The sequence below is a fragment of the Arthrobacter sp. NPDC056493 genome, from assembly GCF_042795115.1.
Classification (GTDB): domain Bacteria; phylum Actinomycetota; class Actinomycetes; order Actinomycetales; family Micrococcaceae; genus Arthrobacter.
On sequence record NZ_JBHTSL010000024.1, the window covers coordinates 18,845 to 45,204 of the forward strand.

General features: G+C 68.2%; 21 protein-coding genes. 11 read left to right on the top strand and 10 right to left on the bottom strand.

Going from position 1 to position 26,360, the window contains the following annotated elements; genetic code table 11:
* Positions 1-151 precede the first annotated feature (151 nt).
* Positions 152-1,228 carry an FUSC family protein gene (locus ACFQ50_RS11730; RefSeq protein ID WP_377995708.1) on the top strand — a complete coding sequence of 359 codons (1,077 nt, stop codon included), beginning with the start codon at positions 152-154 and terminating at the stop codon, positions 1,226-1,228.
* A gap of 32 nt (positions 1,229-1,260) precedes the next feature.
* Here the strand turns inward: ACFQ50_RS11730 and ACFQ50_RS11735 are convergent, their stop codons facing one another.
* The 3 genes from ACFQ50_RS11735 to ACFQ50_RS11745 form a co-directional block, all read right to left on the bottom strand.
* Entirely contained in the window at positions 1,261-1,722 is a 462-nt protein-coding gene (locus ACFQ50_RS11735) for a hypothetical protein (RefSeq protein WP_377995709.1), read from the bottom strand.
* Positions 1,719-4,175 (bottom strand): molybdopterin oxidoreductase family protein, encoded by a 2,457-nt coding sequence (locus ACFQ50_RS11740; RefSeq protein WP_377995710.1) that lies wholly within the window; start codon positions 4,173-4,175, stop codon positions 1,719-1,721. The genes ACFQ50_RS11735 and ACFQ50_RS11740 overlap by 4 nt, the downstream gene beginning before the upstream one ends.
* A 77-nt stretch (positions 4,176-4,252) precedes the next feature.
* Entirely contained in the window at positions 4,253-5,527 is a 1,275-nt protein-coding gene (locus ACFQ50_RS11745) for an MFS transporter (RefSeq protein ID WP_377995711.1), read from the bottom strand.
* Positions 5,528-5,746: 219 nt separating this feature from the next.
* Here ACFQ50_RS11745 and ACFQ50_RS11750 point away from each other — a divergent pair, with 219 nt between their 5' ends.
* The 3 genes from ACFQ50_RS11750 to ACFQ50_RS11760 all read left to right on the top strand — a co-directional run bounded on the left by ACFQ50_RS11750 (position 5,747) and on the right by ACFQ50_RS11760 (position 8,904).
* Positions 5,747-6,496, top strand: a complete 750-nt coding sequence (locus tag ACFQ50_RS11750) for an IclR family transcriptional regulator (protein WP_377995712.1) — start codon at positions 5,747-5,749, stop codon at positions 6,494-6,496.
* A gap of 138 nt (positions 6,497-6,634) precedes the next feature.
* Positions 6,635-7,819, top strand: coding sequence for a 4-hydroxybenzoate 3-monooxygenase (locus tag ACFQ50_RS11755; protein ID WP_377995713.1), 1,185 nt, complete (start codon positions 6,635-6,637; stop codon positions 7,817-7,819).
* A gap of 56 nt (positions 7,820-7,875) precedes the next feature.
* Positions 7,876-8,904 carry an FAD-dependent monooxygenase gene (locus ACFQ50_RS11760; protein ID WP_377995714.1) on the top strand — a complete coding sequence of 343 codons (1,029 nt, stop codon included), beginning with the start codon at positions 7,876-7,878 and terminating at the stop codon, positions 8,902-8,904.
* A 40-nt stretch (positions 8,905-8,944) separates the two neighbouring features.
* Here the strand turns inward: ACFQ50_RS11760 and ACFQ50_RS11765 are convergent, their stop codons facing one another.
* From ACFQ50_RS11765 to purB, 5 genes are all read right to left on the bottom strand, one after another.
* Complete coding sequence (locus tag ACFQ50_RS11765) at positions 8,945-9,379, bottom strand: acyl-CoA thioesterase (RefSeq protein ID WP_377995715.1); 435 nt, start codon at positions 9,377-9,379, stop codon at positions 8,945-8,947.
* A 67-nt stretch (positions 9,380-9,446) separates the two neighbouring features.
* A complete protein-coding gene (locus ACFQ50_RS11770; protein WP_377995716.1) occupies positions 9,447-9,950 on the bottom strand; it encodes a GNAT family N-acetyltransferase in 504 nt (167 codons plus the stop codon).
* Between the two features lie 106 nt (positions 9,951-10,056).
* On the bottom strand, positions 10,057-15,102 hold the full coding sequence (locus ACFQ50_RS11775; RefSeq protein ID WP_377995717.1) for an NAD-glutamate dehydrogenase: 5,046 nt from the start codon (positions 15,100-15,102) through the stop codon (positions 10,057-10,059).
* 135 nt (positions 15,103-15,237) lie between these two features.
* Complete coding sequence (locus tag ACFQ50_RS11780) at positions 15,238-15,903, bottom strand: histidine phosphatase family protein (protein ID WP_377995718.1); 666 nt, start codon at positions 15,901-15,903, stop codon at positions 15,238-15,240.
* Between the two features lie 132 nt (positions 15,904-16,035).
* Positions 16,036-17,478, bottom strand: coding sequence for an adenylosuccinate lyase (gene purB, locus ACFQ50_RS11785; protein ID WP_377995719.1), 1,443 nt, complete (start codon positions 17,476-17,478; stop codon positions 16,036-16,038).
* A gap of 226 nt (positions 17,479-17,704) precedes the next feature.
* On the opposite strand from purB, the gene ACFQ50_RS11790 reads away from it, so the two are divergent.
* The gene (locus ACFQ50_RS11790) at positions 17,705-18,022 is read left to right on the top strand and encodes a hypothetical protein (RefSeq protein ID WP_377995720.1); all 318 of its coding nucleotides are present in this window, start codon (positions 17,705-17,707) and stop codon (positions 18,020-18,022) included.
* Positions 18,022-19,593 (top strand): hypothetical protein, encoded by a 1,572-nt coding sequence (locus ACFQ50_RS11795; protein WP_377995721.1) that lies wholly within the window; start codon positions 18,022-18,024, stop codon positions 19,591-19,593. The genes ACFQ50_RS11790 and ACFQ50_RS11795 overlap by 1 nt, the downstream gene beginning before the upstream one ends.
* Here the strand turns inward: ACFQ50_RS11795 and ACFQ50_RS11800 are convergent.
* Positions 19,541-19,969 carry a phage holin family protein gene (locus ACFQ50_RS11800; protein ID WP_377995722.1) on the bottom strand — a complete coding sequence of 143 codons (429 nt, stop codon included), beginning with the start codon at positions 19,967-19,969 and terminating at the stop codon, positions 19,541-19,543. The genes ACFQ50_RS11795 and ACFQ50_RS11800 overlap by 53 nt on opposite strands.
* Before the next feature lie 59 nt (positions 19,970-20,028).
* Between ACFQ50_RS11800 and ACFQ50_RS11805 the strand changes: the two genes are divergently transcribed.
* The 5 genes from ACFQ50_RS11805 to ACFQ50_RS11825 all read left to right on the top strand — a co-directional run bounded on the left by ACFQ50_RS11805 (position 20,029) and on the right by ACFQ50_RS11825 (position 25,834).
* Entirely contained in the window at positions 20,029-21,147 is a 1,119-nt protein-coding gene (locus ACFQ50_RS11805) for a histidinol-phosphate transaminase (protein ID WP_377995723.1), read from the top strand.
* 149 nt (positions 21,148-21,296) lie between these two features.
* Positions 21,297-22,544 carry a pyruvate dehydrogenase (acetyl-transferring) E1 component subunit alpha gene (pdhA, locus tag ACFQ50_RS11810; RefSeq protein ID WP_377995724.1) on the top strand — a complete coding sequence of 416 codons (1,248 nt, stop codon included), beginning with the start codon at positions 21,297-21,299 and terminating at the stop codon, positions 22,542-22,544.
* A complete protein-coding gene (locus ACFQ50_RS11815) occupies positions 22,541-23,521 on the top strand; it encodes an alpha-ketoacid dehydrogenase subunit beta (RefSeq protein ID WP_377995725.1) in 981 nt (326 codons plus the stop codon). Before pdhA ends, ACFQ50_RS11815 begins: the two co-directional genes overlap by 4 nt.
* An 87-nt stretch (positions 23,522-23,608) precedes the next feature.
* On the top strand, positions 23,609-25,105 hold the full coding sequence (locus ACFQ50_RS11820; protein WP_377995726.1) for a dihydrolipoamide acetyltransferase family protein: 1,497 nt from the start codon (positions 23,609-23,611) through the stop codon (positions 25,103-25,105).
* Between the two features lie 99 nt (positions 25,106-25,204).
* Positions 25,205-25,834 carry a phosphatase PAP2 family protein gene (locus ACFQ50_RS11825; RefSeq protein WP_377995727.1) on the top strand — a complete coding sequence of 210 codons (630 nt, stop codon included), beginning with the start codon at positions 25,205-25,207 and terminating at the stop codon, positions 25,832-25,834.
* A 40-nt stretch (positions 25,835-25,874) separates the two neighbouring features.
* Here ACFQ50_RS11825 and ACFQ50_RS11830 read toward each other — a convergent pair whose 3' ends face one another.
* Positions 25,875-26,216, bottom strand: a complete 342-nt coding sequence (locus ACFQ50_RS11830) for a hypothetical protein (RefSeq protein ID WP_377995728.1) — start codon at positions 26,214-26,216, stop codon at positions 25,875-25,877.
* Positions 26,217-26,360 lie beyond the last annotated feature (144 nt).

Sequence of the window (26,360 nt, forward strand, 5' to 3'; positions counted from 1 at the left end):
CGGCGCCGGGTCGAAAGCGGCCAGGAGACGAATGCAACAGTGCGGGAGGCGGCCTCCACACGAAAGGCGGGGGCCGCCCCATTAAGCTGGTAGGCGGACGCCAGTGCCGCCGTCGTCAGCTCCAAACTGCAACGAAAGGCGCGATTCCCCCGTGAAACTGCTGGCCGAGATGTTCACCCTTGCCCCGGCAAACAAGGATCATCACGTCGCCATGCGGTGCGCCGTGGGCGTGTTCGTCCCGCTGATCACCCTCGTGCTGCTGGGCCGACTGGACCTGGCGATCTTTGCCTCCTTCGGCGCGTTCACCGGCATTTACGGCCGCGGCGAGCTGCACCGGAAGCGGTTCTTCATCCAGGTCCGCGCCGGCGGGCTCATGCTTCTGGTGATCCTCCTTGCCACGCTGACGGCCCGGCTGGTGCATGCCGGCGGCCTGGCGCAGGAGGCGGGCATCTGGCTGCAGGTGCTGGCCACCACCCTGGTGGCCGGCGGCTGCTCGCTGGTGATCGCCCGCTGGCGGCACCGGCCGGCCGGCTCGCTGTTCCACATCTTCGCCTTTGCCGCGATCGCGTCCATTCCCAACCAGCCGCCGCTGTGGCAGGGCCTGCTGGTGTCTGTCGTGACCACGCTTTTCTGCCTGGCCGTGGGGCTGTCATCGCGGGTGCTGCGGAGCCACCGGACGGCGTGGGAGATGCCTCCGCCCGTCCGGCTGACCGCGGAGGAGAAGCGCGCGGCCGGGCTCGAGGCCGTGGGCTACCTCGTGGCCGCGGGGCTCGCGGGCACCCTTGCCACCCTCGTGGGCCAGCTGCTTGGCTTCGGGCACAACTACTGGGCCATGGTGGCGGCGGTCGTTCCGCTGGTGGGCCGCACCACGCGGCACCGCATCGCCCGCGGCATCCAGAGGATCATCGGCACCGTGCTGGGCCTCATTCTCCTGGCGGGCATCCTGCTGCTGCAGCCGGTGCCGTGGCAGACAGTTCTGGTGATCGCCATCTGCCAGTTCGGCGCCGAGCTTTTCATTGCCCGGAACTACGTGCTGGCCCAGGTCTTCGTGACGCCGCTGGCACTGACATCCACACTGCTGGTCTCCCCGGCTGCACCCGGCATCCTGCTCCGGGACCGGATCGTTGAGACGGTGATCGGCGCCGCCGTCGGAATCGCCGTGGTGCTGGCCCCCGCCGTGTGGACCCGGCTTTCGCGGCGGATTTCGGCGGGGGTCACGGCGCGGTAAGGCCGCCTGTGCCGGGCCGGCTCAGCCGTGGCTCATTCAGCCACGAGGAGCGCCTGGGGCGCGGCCTGCTTCATCCTCGTCTGCAGCCAGCGGATTTCCAGCGCGGAATCGCCCTCACACTGCTCCACCACGCCCTGGAGTTCCTTGTCCCGGTCCCCCTGGGCGGCCTGCCCCACCATCATCCATGTGACGTCGATGTGGTTGACCAGCACGTACAGGTCCTGCAGGTCCAGCATCAGAGCCAGCGGGCCGGAGCGGACCTCCTTCACGCCGTTGGCCGTCAGCCGGTGCTCCTCCTCGCCCTCGACATCTTCGCCGTAGCGGTCGATCACCGGCCTCAGCGCCTCCCGGTGCGCATCGCATTTCCTGGCGAACGTCTGCAGGATGAAATGCACGTCGGGTTCGTCGCCGTGGCCGTCCGCCACAACCCGGAACGACGACGCGAGCGTTGCCTCCGCCTCGTCCAGCAGGCCGATGTAGACAGGCAGTTTCATCGCTGGGCTCCTGTCGCGCGGCGGGATGCTGTGGTGTCGGGGGCCTTCGATGGGCCGTCGCCGCTGCGCAGCTTTTCGACCCGGACGGCGGCGTTCTTGAAGAGCGGTTGCTTGGACACCGGGTCCCATTCGGTGATGGTGAGTTCGTTCGCGGCACGGTGCCGGCCGCCGTCGGGCTTAAGAACGACGGCGGGATCCCCGGTCCCGCTGCCGGCGGCAGCACCGGCGTCGGACGTGTCCCAATATCCGTAGTGGAACGGCGCGAAGACGGTGCCCGGCCGGATGTCGCCGACCCGCACCGGTACCTCGAGGCTGCCGCGGCGGGAGGTCACCCGGGCGATGTCCCCCTCCTGGCACCCGGCGCGCGCGGCATCCTCCACGGACATCTCGATCCAGGGCTCGGGCGCGGCAGCGTTGAGCCGGCGGCTGCGGCCGGTCTTGGTCCGGGTGTGGAAATGGTACGCAGTCCGGCCCGTGGTGTAGCGGAGCGGGTAGTCGGCGTCCGGTTCCTCATGCGGCGGGGTGTAATCGAGGGCCTTGAGCCAGGCCTTCCCGGGCTGCACCGTTGCCTTGTACTCCGTTTCGCCGGTGGTGGCGCCGGTGAGGAGGTCGTGCCCGAAGGACTCGCAGTACTCCGGCGCGGTGGGGAATTCGGCGTCGGCGTACAGCCGCTCGGTACCGGCGGGGTGTCCGGTACCGCCGGGGTGCTCCTCGGTGCAGGGCCACTGGATGCCGCTGCCGCCGCGGAGTTTGTCGTAGCTGAGGCCCGTGTAGTCGCACGGGCGGCCGCGCGAGCATTCCTTCCAGGCCTCGAAGCCGTCCTCGGGGCCGGACCAGTCCAGCAGCGGCTGCCCGTCCTTGTCCGTGAACCCCATCCGGCGGGCATAGTCGAGGAAGACGTCGAGGTCACTGCGTGCCTCGCCGGGCGGGTCGACGGCCTTCTCGGACAGATGGACGGTCCGGTCGACGTTGGTGAAGGTGCCGGTCTTCTCGCCCCACGCAGCGCAGGGGAGGACGACGTCGGCATACTGCGCCGTCTCGGTGAGGTAGATGTCCTGCACCACCAGGAACAGGCCGTCCCTGGCCAGGATGTGCCGGATGCGTTCGAGCTGCGGCATGGACACGGCCGGGTTCGTCGCGGAAACCCAGAGGAACTGGATGGAGCCCTGTTCGACGTAGCGGAAGATCTGCAGGGCGTGCGTCGGCGGGGCCCAGTGCGGGATGATCCCGGCGTCCACATTCCACAGCCGGGCCAGGTCCTGCACGTGCTGCGGGTTCTCCCAGTTGCGGAAGCCCGGCAGGTCGCCGTCGGCCCCGCATTCCCTGTTGTTCTGGGCGGTGGGCTGGCCATTCATCTGCAGCAGACCGCAACCGGGCCTGCCCAGCATCCCGCGGAGGAGGTGCAGGTTGTTGACCTGGCACGCGGACGCCGTCGCGTGGGCCGACTGGTAGAAACCTTGCAGGACCGTGGACAGCACCCTGTTTTCGGTGCCGAAGATTTCCGCCGCGCGCCTCACGTCGGCAGCCGCCACGCCGCAGGTTTCCGCGACCCGCTCCGGGGTCCACGGCTCCACCACGCTGCGCAGCTGGTCCAGGTTGGCAGTGTGCTCGGCGATGTAGGCCTCGTCGATCCAGCCGTTGGCGAAGAGCTCGCGGACCAGCCCGTTCATCAGTGCCAGGTTGGTGCCCGGATGAAGCGCCAGGTGCACATCGGCGCGGCGGGCCACCTCGGTATCGCGCGGGTCGATGCACACGAGCTTCGGCGGGTTGGGCCCGTCCAGCCGGTCCAGCACGCGCGACCATAGCACCGTCTGCGTCTCCGCCATGTTGTGGCCATACAGGAAGACGGCGCTGCACTCATCGACGTCCGTATAGCTGCCGGGCTGGCCGTCGGCGCCGAAGGATTCCTTGAGCGCCGCAGCGGCCGTGGCGGTGCACAGGCGCGTGTTGCCGTCCATGTGCGGAGTGCCGATCCCGGCCTTGCCCAGCATGCCCAGCGCGTAGTACTCCTCCAGGAACAGCTGCCCGCTGGTGTAGAAACCGTGGCTGAGCGGGCCCTTGCCGGCCAGGAGCTCCTTGCTCCGCTCCACGATGCGGCCCATGGCGGTGTCCCAATCGGTTTCCACCAGTTGGCCGTCGACCCTGATCAGCGGGCGGGTCAGGCGGTCCCGGTGCACTTCGCCCTGCCAGCTGCCGTAAAGCCCCTTGGGTCCCAGCCGGCCGCGGTTCACCCGGTCTGCCGCGCGGCCGCGGATGCCCACCATTTTCCCGTCCTTGACAGCGATGTCGCAGCCGCAGCCGTTGCTGCACAGGACACACGCCGACTGCACCCAGCGGTCCACGTCGCCGTCGGCCAGCCCTTCGGCCAGGACCTGGTCCACCCGCTCCGGCCACGCTTGCCCGCTTCCGTGGGGTGTCCGTTCACCCCAGATGTCTGCGATCCGGTCCGTCATGGGGTCAGCCTCCAAGGATGGTAAGTGGACTTACTGTCCTTAGGTTACCCGCCGTCGTCGTCCGCGGAAGGGCTGGCTCAGGAGTGTTCGACGGCGGGCTCCCGGCCGGGTGCCGCGGCGATCGCATGGGGGACGGCCACCAACGCGGCGACCGCAAGAACGGCGGCGGCCGCGAATACGTAGAAGCCCCACGGGTAGGCGATGCCGGCGGCCACCAGCGTTCCGGTGACGGCCGGTCCTGTGATGGCGCCGAACCTGCCCACGCCGGCCGCGAAGCCGAGGGCCGTGCCGCGGAGCCGGGCCGGGAACAGCTGGCTGACCCAGGCGTAGACCAGGACCTGGGAACTGAAGACGAAGACGCCGGTCACGAAGACTGCCGCATTGAGCAGCAGCTCGCTTTGGACCTTGATGCTGAGGACGGCAAGGAATGCCGCGGACAGGCCGAACCACAGCAGGACGATCTTCTTGGTGCCGTGCTTGTCCGCCAGGATCCCGGCCACCACGAGGCCCACCACCGCGCCCACATTCAGGACCAGCAGCAGCACGAGGCCCGCACTCACGGTGTACCCGGCGGAGGCCATGAGCTGCGGCAGCCAGGTGTTCAGGCCGTACACCAGCAGGAGGCCCATGAAGGAAGCCACCGCGATGCCGAGGGCGACGAAGGGGTAGGGCTTGCGGATAAGGTCGCGGAAGCTGGCCTGCCGGGTCGTCTTTGCGGGGGCGCCGTTGGGTGCCGTTGCGGCCGCTGTTTCCGCAGATACTGTGGCGTGCGCCGGCGGCAGGGTTTCCGGTAGCCGGAACCACAGGAGCGGAACCAGGGCGAAGCCGGCCAGGCCGCCGACGACGAACATGATGCGCCAGTCCGGCACCACCAGGATGGCCAGGAAGGCGGTGGCAACGGCACCCACGTGATACCCGGTCATGGTCCTGGTGGTGGACTTGCCTGCGGTGCCGGCCGGGGCGTAGTCGTTCATGTAGGCCAGCGCGGCGGGCAGGCAGGCGCCCAGGCCGAGCCCGGCGAGGAGTCGGAAAATGCCGAAGACGGCCACGTTCGGCGCGAAGGCCACCGCAATGGTGAAGAGGGAAAACCACGCAACGCAGGCCACGAGGAGGCGGCGCCGGCCCAGCCGGTCGGAAAGCGGAGCGATGAACAGTGCTCCGATGCCCACGCCCATCAGGGAAATAGTGGCCGCATAGGTTGCGCCAACGGCATCGAAGCCGAGTTCATGGGTCTTGATCAGGGTGGGTATGACGGTGCCCAGCACCACCAGGTCGAATCCGTCCAGGACCATGGCCAGCCAGCAAAGCCAGACGGGCCACTGTGAGCGGCGGGCAACAGGGAGCGTTGACATGGGGAACCTCATCGTCCGGGGTAGAAGCCTGTTATGGAATCGAACGTGACGCGGGGCGGCCGGCGCACAGGGTGGCGCACAGGGTGGCGCACGCGGTGGGCCGGGGAGGTCCGTGCTGGGGGCCGGCGCGTTGCCGCCATCAAAATTCGACATGAGATTTGTATCACCGCCGGGTGTAATCTGGAACCACACCAACCATTCAATGGAAGCTGGGGTGCCGTGGCCAACTCAGTGTCCGGGGATTCGGTGGTGGACCGCGTGGTGCGCGTCATTGCGGCGTTCCCGGCCGGCGTCACCGTCCTGCAGCTGTCCGAGCTCGCCGAGCGCGCGGACCTTCCCCTCACCACCGCCCACCGCCTGGTGCGGCAACTGGCCACGCACGGGCTCCTGGAAACCAGCCCCGGCGGGTCGGTGCGGCTGGGGCTGAGGCTGTGGGAGCTGGTGAACCGCAATTCGCCCACGCTGGCCTTGCGCCAGGCAGCCATGCCGTTCATGGAGGACATCCAGCACGTGCTGAACCAGAACGTGAACCTCGCCGTGCTCGACGGCTGGGAAGCGCTCTTCGTTGAGCGGCTGTCCCGCCGCGGATCCGTGGCAAACCGCGCCCAGATCGCGGGCCGGATGGCAGTGCACGTGTCGTCGGCCGGCCTGGCCCTGATGTCTCACCAGCCAAAGCATGTGCAGGCCGAATATCTGGACCAGTTCGCGGACCCTGCCGGAAAAGTTGGCCGTGACGACGTGCGCGCCCTGCTGGCCGAGGCCGCGAACCAGGGCTTCGCCGAACTGGCGGGCGTGATCGATTCCGACACCTGGGGTATCGCCGTTCCCGTGCTGGACGGCCAGAAGCGGGCGGCGGCAGCGATCGGCGTCGTCGTTCCCCTCCGGGAGATGCGCATGCAGGCGCTGGTCCCGGCACTCCAGACGGCGGCGCGCGGCATCGCGCGCCGGCTCAGCGAGGGTGCCGGCTAAGCCTTCTCACCGGCCGTTGCTTCCATTCAGCGGAATCGCTGTAACGCCAGCCACACTCGCCGGCGCACACTGTTAGCCAGCAACCACCTTCCGCCCGGGCTCCGGCCTTTGGGCACACGCAACGGAGCGAGGAACATCATGGCACGACAGACCATCACCACCCAGGTGGCCATTCTGGGCGCGGGCCCTGCGGGACTCATGCTGTCCCACCTCCTGGCCAAGGCCGGCATCGAATCCACCGTGATCGAAGTCCGCAGCCGCCAGGAAATTTCCGAGACGGTGCGCGCCGGCATCCTGGAGCACGGCACGGTCAACATGCTCGTGGACGGCGGTGTGTCCGATCGTGTGCTGCGCGAAGGCGACCGCCATGACGGGATAGAGCTGCGGTTCAACGGCGAAAGCCACCGCATCGACTTCAAGGAACTCGTGGGGGAGTCCGTCTGGCTGTACCCGCAGACGGACGTCTTCATGGACCTTGCCGCCCGGCGTGAAGCCGACGGCGGCGACGTGCGCTACAGCGTGACCGACACGACCATTCACGACATCGAGGACAAGCCCAAGGTCTGGTTCACGGATTCCGACGGCGTTGAGTATGAGCTCCAGGCAGACTTCATCACCGGTGCCGACGGCTCACGCAGCCACTGCCGCTTCCAGATCCCCGAGGCGCACCGCAAGTGGTACTTCCACGAGTACCCGTTCGCATGGTTCGGCATCCTTGCCGAAGCGCCGCGGAGTTCCGACGAGCTGATCTATGCCAACTCCGAGAACGGCTTTGCCCTCATCAGCCAGCGCACCGAAACGGTGCAGCGGATGTATTTCCAGTGCGACCCCAAGGAAAACGTGGCCGACTGGAGCGATGACAGGATCTGGGCGGAGTTCCGCAGCCGCGTCAACGGCAACGGCTTCGAGCTCAAGGAAGGCCCGGTCATCGACAAGATGGTCCTGCCGTTCCGCAGCTTCGTGCACACGCCGATGCGGCACGGCAAGCTGTTCCTGGCCGGCGATGCCGCGCACACCGTGCCGCCGACTGGCGCCAAGGGCCTGAACCTGGCGATCCACGACGTGAAGGTGCTGTTCGAGGGGCTCGACAGCTACTACAACAGCGGCTCCACGGCCCTTCTGGATTCGTACAGCGACCGCGCCCTGGACCGGGTGTGGAAGGCCCAGCAGTTCTCCTACTGGATGACCACCATGCTGCACACGCCTGCGGACGCCGGTGACTTCGCCCGGGCGCGCCAGTTGGGCGAGCTGAACTCGGTGGTGTCGTCGCGCCACGGCCAGGCATATCTTGCCGAGGCCTACACCGGCTGGCCGTCGCGCTGAACCTCCCGGGGTGGCCCGCCCACCCGGCGTCCCGCCGTCGGGCTTAACATCGGTCCATGGAAGCCATCACCATCATCGGCGGCGGCATTGCCGGCCTGGCGCTCGCGGCCGGCCTGGACCCGCGCTTCGACGTCACCATCCACGAGCAGCGGCCCGGCGTGCCGGCGGTGGAAACATCACTGGCCATGTGGCCGGAGGCGCAGGCTGCCCTGGCGGTGCTGGGGGTGCTGCCGCAGATCAGGGAGGCGGGCACGACGTTCGGCGGGATGGCCCTGCGCGACGCGGCGGGCACAGCCCTGGTGGCACCTGAGGTCCGCGGGGTCCTGGGCGTCTCACGGGCGGGCCTCATCCGGATCCTCGAAGCCGCCGTGCCCGCATCCGTGCGCCGCGTCGAGGGCAGGGTGGATGAGATACCCGCAACCGGGCCGCTGACGTCAGGCCTGCTGGTGGGCGCCGACGGCGTCCACAGCGTGGTGCGCCGCACCTTCTGGGGCGCCCGGTCGCAGGCCAGGCTGACGCCGTACCTGGCGTTGCGCGGCGTCCTTACCGTGCCGGCCTATGCCGACACCGGCGGGGAATACTGGGGACGCGGACAGCTGTTCGGCATCACGCCCGCGTCCGGCGGGAGGACTTACTGGTATGCCTCGTTCCGCTCGAACTTGGGCCCGGAAGGCGTCGACGCGGCTGAAGCTCTGCAGCAGGCAAAGGCGCGCTTCGGCGGAAGCGCGCCGGCCGTCCGGGCTGTGCTGGAGCACGCCAAACCGGACGCCACGCTGGCGCAGCGGATCTGGACCACACCGAATCTCGGCAGCTTTGTGCGGCCCGGCGTGGTCCTGGCGGGCGACGCGGCGCACGGCATGACGCCCAACCTTGGCCGCGGCGCCTGTGAGGCGCTCGTGGACGCCGTCACGCTGGCCGAACTCCTCAACGCCCATCAGCTGGAAGACGCACTGAAGGCCTACAACCGGCAGCGCGCCCTGAAGACGCAGCTGCTGCGGCTGGCCTCGTCCGCCATGGCGGGCATAGCCCTGGCCGAACGGTCACAGCCGCTGCGCGACGGGCTGCTGAGGTTGGCGTCCCGTTAACGCCCGGCCTCCTGGCTAAATCCCGGACGACGGCGGGGCGCTAGTCCTGGTGCAGCGTTTCGGTGAGGTGGTGGTTGGGGATACGGTCGCGGTCGTAGGTGATCTCCGTGTAGCCGTGCGGTTCGGGCTTGCCGGTGGAGCTGAGGTTCACGAACACGATCTCCTCGATGGTGAGGATGCTCTGCCGCGTGATCATGTTGCGTACCTCGGCCCGCATGGTCAGCGACGTGCGGCCGAAGCGCGTGGCGGTCAGGCCCATCTCGATCAGGTCGCCCTGCACCGCGGAGCTGACGAAGTTGATTTCGGAGATGTACTTGGTGACGGCGCGGCCGTTGCCGAGCTGGAGGATGGCGTAGATCGCGGCTTCCTCGTCGATCCACTTCAGCAGGCTGCCACCGAACAGCGTGCCGTTGGCGTTGAGGTCCTCGGGCCGCACCCACTTGCGGGTGCGGAACGTAATGTCTTTGGTTTCCATAGCGCGAGATTAGCCGACGGCGGCCCGCCCCACCGGAGTGTGACGGCCGCCGCGGTTGTGCGAACGCTCAGGCCATGGCGGTGTGCGCTGCGCTGTGGCAATCGATCCGCTTGGCGTAGCAGTAAGAATGATCGACGCCGATGTAGGGACCGAAATTGGGAACGGGATCGAAGCCGGAATTCGCATAGAAGTTGCGGCCGTCAGTCTGCGCCGAGCCCGCCTCCGCCGTGATCCTGGTGATCCCCTGGGCAAAGGCCTCGGCCTCGAGGGCGGCCAGGATGGAGCTGGCCACGCCGGACCCGCGGGTATAGGGCAGAACGTAGAGACGCTTGATCTCCGCCGTCTCGGAGTCGAGCAGCCGCAGGCCGCCGCAGCCCACCGGCTGGCCTGATCCCTTGTCGTAGGCCACGAGAAACACGGCAGTGTCCACTTCTGACGGCTTGGGTCCAGGCTCATGGTCGGCACATCCGAAGCGGGCGTCCAGTTCAGCCTGCTGCGCCGCGCGCAGGTCGGCGCCCACAGGGTTCGACCAGCTGACTTTCCGGATGTTGAGCCTGGGATTGGTCTGCATCTGTGCCTCGATTCGCCGAAGGGTTGTGCGAATTAAGGTTAGAAGCGCGCCGTTACCGCGGTGTTTCCTTCCGGTAAGCGCCGTGGGAACACTTGGCGCCGAGCTGTTACGGCCGCACCAGGGTCCGCAGGAGCTTCAGGGCCACCGAGATGGACGCGATGTCCACCTGCCCGGGCCTGGTCACCTCGGCGAACGTGTCCTTGATCCGGGCCAGCTGTTCCTGGTGCCCGCGCTCCCAGGCCACGATGCGTCCAACCGGGTCGGGGGCAGCCGGGTCGGCGTCCCGGGTGTGCTGCATGACCGAGACCGTCATGTCCGCCACGGCGGAATAGACGTCGTCCCGCAGGGCGGCCCGGGCGAGGGCCCCCCACCGGTTTTGCCGCGGCAGGTCCGTGATGCGCAGCAGCAGGCTGGCGGCCCCGATCCGCTGGAACACCGTGTAGTAGAGATCCGTGATCGTGGCGAGGGGCTCCCGGATCTGTTCCGACACCAGCGAGATGTCCAGCAGTCCGAAGCTCTCCAGCATGTCCGCAGCCCGCAGGCCGAGGTCGTGCGGCAACCCCGCCTGGTCCCAGTGGGCGAGGCGGTCCTGCACGCGGTCCAGGTCGGAGCCACGGAGGTAATCCACTGTGCGGGTCCGGAACATCTCCAGCGTTGGCGTGATCCGTGCCAACGCCTCCGTGACGGGCCGGTCCCGGTGGTCGTGTGTGACGTACCAGCGGGTGGCCCGGTCGAGGACCCGGCGCATGTGCAGCGCGACCTCGGCAGCATGCTCGGTGGGGAATTCGGGCGGCAGGGCGGCAATCCGGTCCACGACCCACGGCAGGTCGTAGACCTCGCGGGCCACGACGAAGGCCTTCGCGACGGCCGCAGGGGTGGCGGTCGTTTCCTCGATGGCGCGGAAGGCGAAGGTGATGCCGCCCAGATTGATCATGTCGTTGGCCACCACGGTGCAGATGATCTCGCGGCGCAGCGGGTGTGTGTCCAGTTCGGCGCCGAAGCGCTCGGAAAGCTGGCGCGGGAAATAGCCCCGGAGCACGCCGCGGAACCAGGGGTCATCGGCGAGGTCGCTGGCCACGAGGTCCGCGGCCAGCTCAATCTTGGCGTAGGCGGCCAGCACGGACAGCTCCGGGGCGGTCAGTCCTTGGCCGGAACGGAGCCGGTCGTGCAGCTCCGCGGTGCCGGGCAGCGCCTCGATGTTCCTGTCGAGGTCCGCGGCGGTTTCCAGCCAGTCCATGGCCCGTTCGAAGCCGGGGCTCCAGTTGGACACCAGGTGCCGGTCGTTGAGGAGCAGCACATTCTGGTCGGTGTTGTTTTTGAGGACCAGCCGGGCCACTTCATCCGTGAGGGAATGCAGGAAGCCGGTCCGTTCCACGGCGTCCATGCGGCCGGCGGCGATCACCCGGTCCACGAAGATCTTGATGTTGACCTCGTGATCCGAGCAGTCAACTCCGGCTGAGTTGTCGATGGCGTCGGAGTTGAGCAGGACCCCGCCCAGCGCTGCCTCGATGCGGCCGCGCTGGGTCAGCCCCAGGTTGCCGCCTTCGGCGACCACCCTCGCCCGCAGCTCGGACCCGTTGATCCGAATGGCGTCGTTGGCTTTGTCGCCGACGTCGGCGTTTGTTTCCGTCGCGGCCTTTACATAGGTGCCGATCCCGCCGTTGTACAGGAGATCCACCGGCGCCCGGAGGATGGCTTGCAGGAGTTCCTGCGGCGCCAGCCCCGTGGTGCCGCGCTCCAGCCCCAGGATGTGCCGGACCGGTTCCGTCACAAGGATCGACTTCGCCTGCCGGGAGTACACGCCGCCGCCTTCGCTGATGAGCGACGCATCGTAGTCGGCCCAGGATGAACGGGGCAGCCCGAACAGGCGCCGGCGCTCGGTGTAGGCGGCAGCGGTGTCCGGGGCGGGATCCAGGAAGATGTGCCGGTGGTCGAAGGCCGCCACCAGACGGATGTGGCGGGAGAGCAGCATCCCGTTCCCGAAAACGTCGCCGCTCATGTCGCCGATGCCGGCAACGGTGAAATCCTGGTTCTGGGTGTCCAGCCCCAGCTCCCTGAAATGCTCCTTCACCGACTCCCAGGCACCGCGGGCCGTGATGCCCATCTGCTTGTGGTCATAGCCCACCGAACCGCCTGAGGCGAAAGCGTCACCCAGCCAGAAGCCGTACTCCGCGGCGAGGAGGTTCGCGGTGTCCGAGAAGGAAGCGGTGCCTTTGTCGGCGGCCACCACCAGATAGTAGTCGTCGCCGTCGTGGCGGACCACGCGTTCCGGCGGGACCACCGTTTCCCGGCCACCGGCTTCAGCGCCGCGGGGCTGAGCGCCACTGGTTTCACCGCCACCGGCTATTCCGACGGCGGACTGGACCAGGTTGTCGGTCAGGTCCAGCAGACCGCGGATGAAGATCCGGTAGCACTCCTGGCCCTCGGCCAGCCACGCCGCCCGGTCAGTCGCCGGGTCCGGCAGCCGTTTGGGGTAGAAACCGCCCTTGGCGCCGGTTGGCACAATGACTGAGTTCTTGACCACCTGTGCCTTCACCAGGCCGAGGATCTCGGTGCGGAAGTCCTCACGCCGGTCGGACCAGCGCAACCCGCCCCGGGCCAGTGCCCCGAACCGGAGGTGCACGCCTTCCACGCGCGGCGAGTACACCCATATCTCGTACTTTGGCCGCGGCAGCGGTGAACTGTGGATGGCCGCGGGGTTGAGCTTGATGCTCAGATGCGCCCTGGCCTGGTAGTAGTTGGTGCGCAGGGTGGCCTCCACGAGATTCATGAACGTCCGCAGCAGCCGGTCGGCGTCCAGCACGGGGACGTCGTCGATGGCGGCCAGAAGTTCCTGCCGGGCCTTGGCGGTGCTGCGGAGCCGCTCACCATTGGCCAGGTCCGGATCGAACTTGGCCGCAAACAGTTCCAGCAGGGCGCGCGTGGCCCGGACGTTGGCCAGCAGTGTTTCGGCGATGAAGCCGTAGGAATTGGTGGTGCCCAGCTGCTGCAGGTACTTGGCATAGGTGCGCAGGATGACAACCTGCTGCCACGGCACCGACTCACGGATCACCAGGGCATCAAAACTGTCGGATTCGATGTCTCCCCGCATGGCTGCGGAAAAGCAATCCGCCAGCAGCGCGCCCACCTGGGCGGGGTCGACGCCGTCGGGATACTTCACGCCCAGGTCGTACAGGGGCAGCTCGCGGCCGCCGCGGCGCAGGCCGAAGGGGCGCTGGTCCAGCACCTCCACGCCGAGATTGTGGAAGAACGGCAGAAACGCCGTGAGGCTGCGGGGACGGGTGAGGTAGAGCCTGATCCGGGCGCCGCCTGCCGCGGCGGGAGGGGCAGCGTCCGCGGTGACATCGGCGGGCCCGGGCAGGGTGTAGACCGACAGCGCCGGATCGTCCGGGTCGCGGCCGCCCCGCCCGTCCAGGTCAAACTCCTCGAACCTGCTGATGTCCCGGATGGCATCGTCCGCGCCGTATTCCGCGCGGTAGCTGGGCGGAAACGCACCCGACCATAGTGCCGTGAGCCTGGCCGCCTCGGGGCCGGGAAAGTGCTCCTTCAGCACTTCGTCGAGGCCCTCGGTCCAGGAGCGCGTGGCCTGCAGCACCCGCTGTTCCAGCGCGGCGGCATCGACGTCCGGCATGGCGCCGCGGGCCAACAGGATCCGGAAGAAGACCCGGGCCATGGGGGAATCTCCCAGCCGTACCTCGAACTCCATGTCCTGTGGCCGGAAGGCCTGGCGGAGTTCATGCTCCATCCTGAGCCGGACGGCAGTGTTGTAGCGCCGCCGCGGCAGGAACACGAGGGCATGGACAAAGCGTCCGGGACTGTCCGGGCGCAGGAACAGCCGGGTCCGGCGGCGCTGCTGCAGGTCAAGGATGTCGGCGGCCAGCCTGGTCAGATCATCGACTCCGATCGAGAACAGCTCGTCGCGGGGAAAAGACTCCAGGACCGCCAGAACGTCCTTGCTCCGCTGCGACCGGGGTGCGGCCTCGAGGAGCCCCAGCACCGCTGCCAGCTTGTCGCGGATCACCGGTATCCGGCGCACGGACTGGCTCGAAGCGCCCGGGGTGAAGAGGCCCACGAAGAGCCGCTCACCGTTGACAGCGCCCGCGGCATCGAAGATGGGGAGCCGCAGCTCGTCCAGGTAGGAGGCCCGCAGCACGCTCGAGTGCAGCTCACAGGTGGTCAGTGTGAAAACCTGGCCGGCCCCGGGTCCGTCCCACTGTCCGCGTCCACCGCCGTCCGCGTAGGCACCGCCCGCTGCCAGCCCGCCGTCGTCCGCCTGTCCGGCCTCCCCTGCAAGGGCTCTGCGCAGCAGTCCCAGCGCATTCACCGGCTCCCCCGGTGCCTGTGGCGAGGCCGGCAGGCGGCCCTCCGCGCGGCCCAGGCGCTCCGCGTATCCGAGGAACGTGAAATTGCCGTCGTCCAGCCACCGGAGCAGGTCACGGACCTGGTCCGGCGGCGGACTGGATGACCCGGGGAAACTATCTATCGAGGCAACGGCGGCTGTCACCGCCTCCTGGATGGCTGCCGCGTCCGTCGCGGCCGCGCGGACATCGTCCAGCACCCGGTGCAGGTTGGCGGTGAGCTCGTCGACGGTGGATTGCTCCGGCAGCCTGTCGATTTCCACCGCCACCCAGGTCTCGGTTGCCACCCGCGTCCCGGTGGCCGCCCGGCCATCCGAGGACCGGGCGTCCTGGTCCGCCGGTCCGCCGCCCATGGCTGGGGCCGGTGGGTGTGACTCCTGTGCCGCCTCGGGAACAGCCAGACCCGACCTCGAAGGCCCGTGCCGCAGGTCCAGCAGTTGATGGGTCCGGGAGTCCCGCCGCACCTTGAAAGTGGGGTGCACCAGCAGCCGGATCGCCGCGTCCTCGCGCGTCAGTTCCGCCGTGACCGAGTGGACCAGAAACGGCATGTCGTCCGCAACAACTGCCACGATTGTGGCGTCGAGGTCGTTCAAGACCCCGACGGCGGCCTGCCCCGGGGCGCGCTCCGCCGCCACGGAAAGGTGGTACATCGCCCGCGTCCGGAGTACGTCGAGGCTGTAGTCCCCGATGTCTTCACCGGACACGTGCTCGTAATAGTCAGTCAGGAACGATTCGCCGGGCAGGTAGGGGCCGTCCCCGCGGTCCCCGCCCCGCGGCACCGTTTCTTGTGCCATGGCAGTGCGCCTCCACCGTGCGGGACACCGCCGCAAGTCGCGGTTGCCGGTCCTGTCCCGACGCCTGCTTTCATGATGGCCGCGTCCGCTGGCGCCCGTCCAGTACGTTGGTTCGCTATGTGGACGACGGCAGGCCTAACCTGTGGTCTTTCCCATCGGGTCCTCGGCGGCGGGGTCGGCCAAGGCAAGGCCACCTACCGGGCTGGCGTCCCAGTGGATCAGGTTCCAGCCGCCGTCGGGATCGCCTTCCAAGGCCACGATGCCGGTGTTCGCCAGGACGTGCCGGGCGGCGAATTCCATGTCGATGTTGTTCGCCCGGTGGCCTGCCCAGACACGGATCGCGGCGCCGTGGCTCACCACGGCGACTGCACCGGCGCCGGCGGCCTCCGCGGCCACCTTTGCGATGGCAGCGTCGTAGCGCTCGAAAAACTCGTGACCGTTGGGCCCGGCGGGCATCCGGCGGTCGAAATCTCCGTCCGTCCAGGCAAAAACGGTGCTCATATACCGGCGGTGGGACTCGTGGTCCGTCAGCTTTTCCAGGGCGCCCGCCTCGATCTCATGGATGCCGTCCAGGATCTTCACGTCGAGTCCCAGCTCCCGGCTCAGCGGTTTGGCGGTGATCTGCGTGCGGATCAATGTGGAGGCGTACAGCGAGCTGATCGGCTCGTTCGCCAGGGCCCGCGGCAGCGCCTCCGCCTGGCGCTCGCCCAGCTCGGTGAGGCCGGGGCCCGGGTGGGCGGTGTCCAGCTGCCCCAGCACGTTCCCGGGGGTTTCGCCGTGGCGGATGAGCAGCAGCCTCATGATGTCGCGTTCCTTGTTATCGTCGGGAAGGTTGGCGGCGCGGGCCGCCGTAGGCGGGACCGGCCGTTTCTTGCGGAAGCCGCCGGAAACAAAAGCGGTGCCGGGCGGCAAGGCCCGGCACCGTCGTCGTACTTATTTGAGGTGGTCCACCAGTTGATCCGCGATGCCGGTGTACTTGCCCGGCGTCAGGGCGAGCAGCCGCGCCTCGGCCGCCGCGGAGAGTCCCAGGCCCTGGACGAACTCCTGCATCCGGGCGGCATCCACGCGCTGGCCGCGGGTGAGGTCCTTGAGGCGCTCGTACGGGTTCTCCATGCCTTCGACGCCGGCAATCGCCTCCGCGCGCATCACCATCTGGATGGCCTCGCCCAGGACTTCCCAGTTCGTGTCGAGGTCCTCGGCGAGGACACCCTCCGCGACGTCGAGGCGCTCCAGGCCCTTGGCCACGTTGGAGATGGCCAGCAGGGAGTGGCCGAAGGCGACGCCGATATTGCGCTGGCTGGAGGAGTCCGTGAGGTCGCGCTGCCAGCGGGAGGTCACCAGGGTGGAGCCCAGCACGTCCAGGAGCCCGGAGGAAATCTCCAGGTTGGCCTCGGCGTTTTCGAAGCGGATCGGGTTGACCTTGTGCGGCATGGTGGAGGAGCCGGTGGCGCCTGCCACGGGAATCTGCGCGAAGTAGCCGATCGAGATGTAGCTCCAGATGTCCGTGCAGACGTTGTGCAGGATCCGGTTGAAGCGGGCGACGTCGGCGTACAGCTCGGCCTGCCAGTCGTGGCTTTCGATCTGGGTGGTCAGCGGGTTCCAGGTCAGGCCCAGCTTCTCCACGAACGACTTGGCCACCTGCTGCCAGTCCGCGCCCGGGACGGATGCCACATGGGCGGCGTACGTGCCGGTGGCGCCGTTGATCTTGCCGAGGTATTCGGTCCTGGCGACGCGGTCCAGCTGCCGGTTCAGGCGGTGCGCAATGACGGCGAGTTCCTTGCCCAGGGTGGTGGGCGTGGCGGGCTGGCCGTGCGTGCGGGACAGCATCGGAACGGCGCGGTTGTCCTCGGCCATCTTGCTGATCTGGGCCACGAGGGCCCGGGCGGCGGGCAGCCACACGTCCTCCACAGCACCCTTCACGCCCAGGGCGTAGGACAGGTTGTTGATGTCCTCGGAGGTGCAGCCGAAGTGCACCATGGCGGTCAGGTTTTCGATCCCGACGGCGGGCAGCCGGCGGCCGATGTAGTACTCCACGGCCTTCACGTCGTGGACGGTGACGGCTTCGATTTCGGCCAGCTCGGTGACGGAGGCGGCATCGAATTCGGTGACGATTGCGCGCAGCTGCTGCTGCTGGTCCGCGGTCAGCGGGCCGGCGCCCGGGAGGACGTTGTCCCCGGTCAGGTGGATCAGCCACTCCACCTCGACGGCGACGCGGTCGCGGTTGAGGGCTGCCTCGGACAGGTAGTCAACGAGGGGGCCGACGGCGGACTTGTAGCGGCCGTCCAGCGGGCCGAGCGCGATTTGTTCCCCTGATGCGGCGAGGGCGAGGCGTCCGGAGGGCGTACGGGTGTCAGCTGTGGCGGCAGTTTCAGGCATGAGCTGATTCTTTCATGAAGTTCCGTGCCCGCTGAAGCACGGGATTCCGTGTGACTTCCCCTCCACAGGCCCGCCCCCGGGCACTTCTCCACATGGACGACGCCGGCCGTTCCGTTGTTGTCGGTCCGCACCGTAGCGTCGTGGGCAGGAATCGAGGAAGGGGCCAGGCGCCGGAGCGCCGGACCGCAGGGATGGGGGTACCCGAATGAGCGCCAGCATCACAGGCATGAGCGCCAGCATCACGGCGGGGAGCGTCACGGCGGCGGACGCCGCGGCATGCTCGTCGCGCAGTTTCGAAGTCCAGCTGTTGGCCGGGCGGGTGGAGGCCTGCGCGGAACAGGTCGATGCCGTGCGTGCCAGACTCTCGCAGCTCCAGCTCATGGACTGGCAGTCACCTGCCGGTCAGGCGTACCGGTCCAGCCTCCGGGTGCAGGCAATGGCCCTCTCCGGGGCACGCGAAGGAGTGCTTGGCGCCGCCCTCGCGCTGCGGCGGCACTCCGTCCATGTCGCAGAGTCCGCCCTTACTGCCGCCGGGGGTTACTGATGGCCGAGGCCGCGCCGGGTGGCAGCGGCGGCCAGCTCCGTCCCGTCGAGCCGGTCTCCGACGGTGTCCTTTCCGTGCGTGGCGGAGTGGGCGGGATCTCCTTCCAGCTCGAGGAACTGGATACGGGGGCGCGGGAGCTGGACGCGCTCGCCCGGGATCTCGCGGTTGTCGAGCTGGGTATCTACAGGGTCTGGGAGTCGCTGGGAAGCTACCAGCGGGACGATCCGTCCAGCGGCGCCGAGGCCCTGACCGCTGTCTGGGAGGGGCAGCGCTCCGTGGCGTCGGTGCGGGAGGAGATGGACCGCCTGGCCGGCGGTGTGCGCGCCTGCCAGCTCGAGTACAGCGCGGCCGAAACGGCGAACCTGCTCATCACGCAGCTCCACTGGGACGCATCCTGGTTGTGGGGACGGCAGGTGGTTGACCTTGGCCTGGCCCCGGACTGGCGGGACTGGCGCCCCAACACGGCCAGCACCGAGGCGATTGCATCGAGTGACCCCGTGGTGGCCGGCACCATCCTGGCGGCGCTCCTGGGAGTGCGGCAGAGCCCGGTGGACGCCGCCGTAAAGATGGCGCTCGCGTCCGGCATGACGGGGTCGAGCGTCCCGACCCTTGCCAGGACGCTGCTGGACCGCGTCCTGCCGGGGTTGAAGCCGCGGCCGGTCAGGGCCCTCAAGGAGGGGTCCGCGGACATCGACCTGGACGCGTCCCCTGCAGGTCTTCTTGCCCGGGCAGGAGAGGTGGAGGACGCCGGTCCCGGCCAGATCGAGGTCATCCAGACAACCAGCGGGGGACGGGACGCGTTCATCGTGATCATTCCGGGAACCCAGCCCGGCAACACCGGCGGACCCAACCCCTTCGATGAGGCCGGCATCGGCGAAGCTTTGGGATACGGGTCCGAGTACACGGCCGGGGCCATCCGGGCGGCCCTGCGAGAGGCCGGGGCAGAGGCCGGGGACCAGGTGGTGGCTGTGGGCTACAGCCAGGGCGGCATCCACGCGATGAATCTGAGCCAGGACAGGGCCTTCCTTGCCGAGTACAACCTCAAATACGTGCTGACCGCGGGGTCGCCGGTGGGCGCCATATCTCCGGGGCCGGGCGTCAGCAGCCTGCACCTGGAGCACCGGCAGGACTGGGTCCCGGGGAGCGAGGGCCTTCCCAATCCGGACACCAGGGACCGGGTGACGGTGACGCTCAACGGTCTGGTCAGGACACCTCCCGGGGAGGACGCCGGCCTCGGTCCCGGGCACAGGCTCACCAACTACGAGGCCGGGGCCCGGGCAGTCGCCGCGAGCCCCGATCCTTCGCTGGTGGCGTCCACCGCTCTGCTCGCCGGTGTGGTGGGCGCGGGTGGAACGGCCAAGGTCACCCGGTTTCAGCTGGTCCGCGCGCCAAAGCCGCCCGCGTCTGCACGGCAGCTGCCGATGCCCGGCCCGGGCCGGATCGTCCTTCCAGGCCAGTCTCCTCAGCCGGAATCCCGTGCGGAACCCCGCATGGTGTCTGGCGGCGGCGCCGCAGGAGTCAGCGGTGGCGGGCGCCGGGGAGCCGGTCTGCCACCAGCGAAATCACGGTGATGATGATGGCGGCCAGCACGGCGGTCCAGAAGAACGAATCGATCGTAAAGTGCACCGGCGTGTAGCTGCTGATCCAGGAGGTGAGGTAGAGCATCGCGGCGTTGATCACCACCGTGAACAGGCCCAGCGTCAGGATGGTGATGGGCAGGGACAGAAAGCTGACCACCGGGCGCACAAACGCATTGACCAGGCCGAATATCAGCCCGATGAACAGGTACGCGAGGACAATGCCGGCAGCGTCGGTTCCCTGGTTCACCCCGGTCTTGGCAACAGCTTCCGTGGTGGCTGTGGTGGAGATGTCCAGGCCCGGCAGAAGCCAGCTGGCAATCCACAGCGCCAGTCCGTTAATGATCACGCGCATGATGAAAGACCGCATGCGCCCATGCTGTCACACCGCAAGGTCTGGCAGGCAGTCAGGGGCATAGGCTAGGTGGCATGACTTCATCAGAGACTATGGCGGGGGGCCCGAGGCCCCGACCGGTGGTTGACCGGCTGCCCCGCTACGCTGCCGGCAAGCCGCCCGTCGCTGTCGACGGCCTTGCAAGCTACAAACTGTCGTCCAATGAGAACCCGCTGCCGCCCATCCCGGCCGTGGTGGAGGCCATCGCCGCCCAGACCGACTTCAACCGCTACCCCGACCCCCTCAGCACCAGGCTCCGCGCCGCGCTCGCCGGGTTCCTCGACGTCCCGGCCGAGGACATCGTCACCGGGGCCGGCAGCCTCGGCGCCCTCACCCAGCTGCTGACCACGTTCGCCGGCCAGAACGACGACGGCAAGCCGGACGAGGTGATCTACGCGTGGCGGTCCTTCGAGGCCTACCCCATCTGCGTCGGGCTGGCCGGAGCAGAGAGCGTCCGGATCCCCCTGACGGCTGACGGTCGCCATGACCTCGACGCCATGGCCGCAGCCGTGACCGTCCGAACCAGGGTGATCCTGCTGTGCACTCCCAACAACCCCACTGGCCCCATCCTGACCGCCGAGGAAACCGAGGGCTTCATCAAGGCTGTTCCTTCGGATGTTGTGGTGGTCATCGATGAGGCCTATCAGGAGTTCGTCCGCGCTGAAGACGCCGTGGACGGCATCCGGATGTACCGCAAGTACCCCAATGTGGTGGTGCTCAGGACGTTCTCCAAGGCGCACGGCCTCGCCGGCCTGCGGGTCGGCTACAGCGTGTCCCAGCCCCAGCTCACCCAGCACCTGCGCGTCGCCGCCACCCCGTTCGCGGTCTCGCAGATCGCCGAAAAGGCGGCGGTGGTGTCCCTGCAGAATTTTGACCAGGTTGTAGAAAGGGTACAAAGCCTGGTGGAGGAGCGGGACCGGGTGACAGCAGGTCTCCGGGACCTCGGCTGGTTCGTTCCGGACGCGCAGGGGAACTTTGTCTGGCTCGGTTTGGGCGAGGACAGCGCAGAGTTTGCCCGGCTCGCCGGGGAGCGGGCGCTGTCCGTGCGGGCCTTCGGAAACGAAGGCGTCCGGGTCAGCATCGGCGAGGTGGAAGCGAATACGCGATTCCTGGAACTCTGTGCGGTCTACACAAAACCGCCACGCCGTTCCTAGCGCTTAACAAACAGCCGGCGCTACCTACGCCGGATAAAGTAAGGAACAGTAAGCCAAAATATATATGCCTCGCCGGGAATGCATTCCCCGCGAGGCATATATCCCAGCGACATTGCAACGCATCCGGATGCGGCAGGCAAGGAGACGGTATGGGCGCAACACATCTGCCCTCCACCGAGTTCGATGGAACGGAACTGGACGACCAGCTCGAGGCGCAGGCCGAGGCTGCCTTGGGCGTGCCCCCGGCTGAAATGGTCCAGCTTCTGGGTCCCGACGGAACAATGGGCACGGATTCCGTGTTCTCCGAGTACGCCGCGCGTCTCGATGCCGAAAAGCTCCGCGGTTTTTACGCGGACATGGCGGCCATCCGACGCTTTGACCAGGAAGCCACGGCCCTGCAGCGGCAGGGGCAGCTGGCCCTGTGGGTTCCGCTGACGGGCCAGGAAGCAGCCCAGATCGGATCCGGGCGGGCCAGCCAGCCGCAGGACTACATCTTCCCCACCTACCGCGAGCACGGCGTTGCCCTGACCCGCAACGTGGACCTGGCCGAACTGCTGAAGCAGTTCCGCGGCGTCTCCAACGGCGGCTGGAACCCGAAGGACACCAACTTCCACCTGTACACGCTGGTGCTGGCTGCGCAGACGCCGCACGCCGTCGGCTATGCCATGGGCATTCAGCGCGACCAGCGGCTGGCAGAGGCCCGGAGGCTGGACGGCGCCCAGGGCGTCGACGGTCCGGCCGAGCCGAAGGCCGCCGTCATGGTCTACTTCGGCGACGGTGCGAGCTCCGAGGGCGACGTCCACGAGTCCATGGTCTTTGCCTCCTCGTACAACGCCCCGGTGGTCTTCTTCTGCCAGAACAACCACTGGGCCATCTCCGTGCCCACTGCCGTGCAGACCCGCATCCCGCTCGCCAACCGCGCCAAGGGCTACGGCTTCCCGGGCATCCGCGTGGACGGCAACGACGTCATCGCGGTCCACGCCGTCACCGAATGGGCGCTCGAGCACGCACGCCAGGGCAACGGCCCGGTCCTGATTGAGGCCTTCACCTACCGCGTGGGCGCCCACACCACAGCCGACGATCCCACGAAGTACCGCGAGTCCTCGGAGGAGGCCCTGTGGCGCGAAAAGGACCCGCTGGACCGCCTGGAGAAGTACCTCCGCGCCGAGGGCATGGCCGACGACGCGTTCTTCGCCGGGCTTGCCGCCGAGGGCGACGAACTCGCCGCCTACATCCGCAAGTCCACCTACGCGTCGGACGCCCCGGACATCAGGACGGCCTTCGCCAACACCTACGTCGAGGCGCATCCGCTCGTGGCCGAGGAACTGGCGTGGTTCGAAGAGTACAGCGCAGGCTTTGCCGGCGAGGACGAGGGAGAAGGGGCAGGCCGCCGATGACCACCATGACCATTGCCAAGGCCATCAACGAAGGCCTGCGCGCCACGCTCAGCAACAACCCCAAGTCCCTCCTCATGGGCGAGGACATCGGCCCCCTCGGCGGCGTGTACCGCGTCACCGACGGACTGATCGGCGAATTCGGGGCCGACCGCGTGGTGGACACCCCGCTCGCAGAATCCGGCATCATCGGCACCGCGATCGGCCTGGCGCTGCGCGGCTACCTGCCCGTTGCCGAGATCCAGTTCGACGGTTTCGTCTTCCCCGGCTTCAACCAGATCACCACCCAGCTGGCCAAAATGCACTCGCGGAGCAACGGCAACCTCACCGTGCCCGTGGTCATCCGCATCCCCTACGGCGGCGGCATCGGCTCCATCGAGCACCACTCGGAATCGCCGGAGGCACTGTTCGCGCATACCCCCGGGCTGCGCATCATCACCCCGTCCAACCCCCACGACGCCTACTGGATGATCCAGCAGGCCGTGAACTGCCAGGACCCGGTAATCGTCTTCGAACCGAAGCGACGCTACTGGCTCAAGGGCGAGGTCGACACCGAATCTGCCGGCCCGGCCGAAGACCCGTTCAAGGCCCACGTGGTCCGGGAAGGAACCGACGCCACCGTGGTGGTCTACGGCCCGCTCGTCCCCGTGGCCCTCGCCGCCGCCAACGCCGCGGCCGAGGACGGCCGCAGCATCGAAGTGATCGACCTGCGCTCCATCTCGCCGATCGATTTCGATGCCATCGAGGCCTCCGTCAAGAAGACGGGCCGGCTGGTCGTGGCGCACGAGGCTCCCACCTTCGGCGGCATCGGCGGCGAAATCGCTGCCCGCATCAGCGAACGGGCTTTCCTGTCGCTGGAGGCGCCGGTCATCCGGGTAGGGGGCTTCCATATGCCGTACCCCGTGGCCAAGATCGAAGAGGACTACCTCCCGGACATCGACCGCATCCTTGAGGCGCTGGACCGCACCTTCGCGTACTGACGCCGTGGCGCACCGGCGCCTGCTGACTCTTTCGCCTACCGCCTCCGCACCTCCCGGAGCGCCCGAGCTTTCGAACCCGAGGATCCCATGACGCTTAACAAGTTCAACCTCCCCGACGTCGGTGAGGGCCTGACCGAGGCAGAGATCGTTTCGTGGAAGGTCAAGCCCGGCGACGAGGTGGCCATCAACGACGTCCTGTGCGAGATCGAGACGGCCAAGTCCCTCGTGGAGCTCCCGTCACCGTTCGCCGGTACCGTCACCGAACTGCTGGTCCCGGAAGGGGCAACGGTCGACGTCGGAACCGCCATCATCAGCGTCGCTGACGCCATGCACGGCGACCCCACGCCAGCCGACGCGCCCGCACCGATGTACGGAAAACTCCCGGTGGACGCCGAGCCCGCCGCCAGCGAAAAGTCCGACGGCGGAGCTGCCGCCGGCGGCCTTGCCGCCGGTCCGCTGGTTGGTTCCGGGCCGAAGGCCGACGCCGTGAAGCGGCGCCCGCGCCTGACGCGGCCCGCTATTCCCGCGGACCCGGTCCACGGTGCTCCGGAGGTCGAGCCGGTGCAGCCGCATTCTATGGCGGACGTGCTGGACGAGTCGGTTTCGGCTGGCGCAACCGGCGGCGGGGCCGCAGCCAACGGTGCCGACAAGCCGACGTTGGGCGGAGCAATCTCCGGCCTCATGAACAGGGTCCTGGCCAAGCCGCCGGTGCGCAAGATCGCCCGCGACCTGGGGATTGACCTGGCAGACGTTGTGGCCACGGGTGCGCGCGGCGAGGTGACGCGCGAGGACCTGGTCAGCTACCAGGCGCAGCGCGATGCGGAAGTGGACAAGGCGGACACCTTCTGGGGCGCCTCCGGCCGTCCGCAGGAGCAGCGGGTTGAGCGGATCCCGGTCAAGGGCGTCCGGAAGGCCACCGCGAAGGCCATGGTGGAGTCGGCGTTCTCCGCGCCGCACGTGAGCATCTTCGTGGACGTGGATGCCAGCCGGACCATGGAGTTCGTCAAGCGGCTCAAGGCCTCGCGTGACTTTGAGGGCATCAAGGTCTCCCCGCTGCTGATCCTTGCCAAGGCCGTCATCTGGGCGGCGGCCCGGAACCCGAGCGTTAACGCCACCTGGGTGGACAACCCTGACGGCAGCGACTCCGCCGAGATCCATGTCAAGCACTTCATGAACCTGGGCATTGCCGCGGCCACGCCGCGCGGGCTGATGGTCCCGAACATCAAGAACGCCCAGGACCTGTCCCTCAAGGAACTGGCGCTGGCCCTGAACGAGCTCGCCACCACGGCGCGGGCCGGCAAGACCCAGCCGGCGCAGATGCAGGGCGGTACGCTGACCGTCACTAACATCGGCGCCCTCGGCATCGACACAGGAACCCCCATCATCAACCCCGGTGAGGTGGCCATCGTGGCGTTCGGCACCATCAAGCAGAAGCCGTGGGTCCTGGACGGTGAGGTCATCCCGCGCTGGATTACCACGCTTGGCGGATCCTTCGATCACCGCGTCGTGGACGGCGACCTTTCCGCCCGCTTCATGGCCGACGTCGCTGCCATCCTGGAAGAGCCGGCTCTGCTGCTCGACTGACCCCCTGCTCGACTGACCTGCCCTGCTCGACGGACAGGCCCGGGAGGGGTACCCTCCGGGGAAAGGGGGATGGACCGGACAGGCAGGGACGGGGTTCCCATGAGTGAGGATCGCGGGATCGTCAGCATCCGCGTGAAAAACCGCGTGGCCCGGATCATCACGGAAGCCCTTCAGCCGCCCATCACAGTGGCGCTGCTGCTGCTCCTCAGCCCGGCCATGGAACCCGGCTTTCCGGGTACCGTCTGGTTCGGTGCGGTGGCGGTACTGTTTGTGTGCGTACTGCCGCTGGCCGCCGTCGTTCTCCTGGTGCGGCTGGGCAAGGTGACGGACCACCACGTCAGCGACCGCAAACAACGCGCGCCGGTGCTCGCCATGTCGGTGGTGTCCCTGCTCGCAGGGCTGGCAGTGCTCCTGGCCATCAACGCCCCGTACAGCGTCATTGTGGTGGTGCTGGCGATAGTGGGAGGCGTGGTGGTACTCGCCGTCATCAGCCTGTTCTGGAAAATAAGCGGCCACGCCGGGGCCATCGCGCTGACGACGGTCATCTCGGTGCTGATCCTGGGCGTCCAGTGGCTTCCGTTGCTGCTGCTGGTTCCCGCTGTCGGCTGGTCCCGGGTGGTGCTGCGGGCCCACACGGTGGCGCAGGTTGTTGCCGGTGCCCTGGTGGGCGGCGGTGTCACCGCGGGCCTTTGGTGGCTGCTGCGCGAGCTGCTGGTCCGGATCGGCTGAGCCCGGAACCGGGCGCCCCTAAGTGACGCCGGAGGCTGGCTCAGTAAGCGGCGTAGGAGTTGGCCAGCAGTTGGGCCATGGCCGGATCGCCGGACATGCCTGCCATGCTTACGGCGGCGGCCAGCATGATGCCACTCACGGCGGCAATGCCGCTGCTCACCAGCGTGAGGAACTTCCAGTCTTCGCGCAGGACGCTCTTCAGAGTGTCCGGCAGCTGCAGGTCGGGGGAGATGAGGTTCGGGGCGCTGTCCACGGAGCCGTCGTCGAGGAGGGCGATCACGCGGCCGGCGGAGCGGTCAACGCGCATGGCGCTGATGTGGTTGCCGTGGCGGGCAAGAAGGATGTCGTGGCCGACGAGGTGGCGACGCTGGAGAGTAAGCACAGTGTTCCCCTGAAAGGTAGATTTGGAATTGTCCGCACCATCGGGGGCAACTCCAATTTTATCTTTCAGGGCATGCCGGATCGCCGGAAAACGGGGTGAGACTGCCCACCAGCCCGGGTGATCCGCGTCAAGTCAGTCTGGACA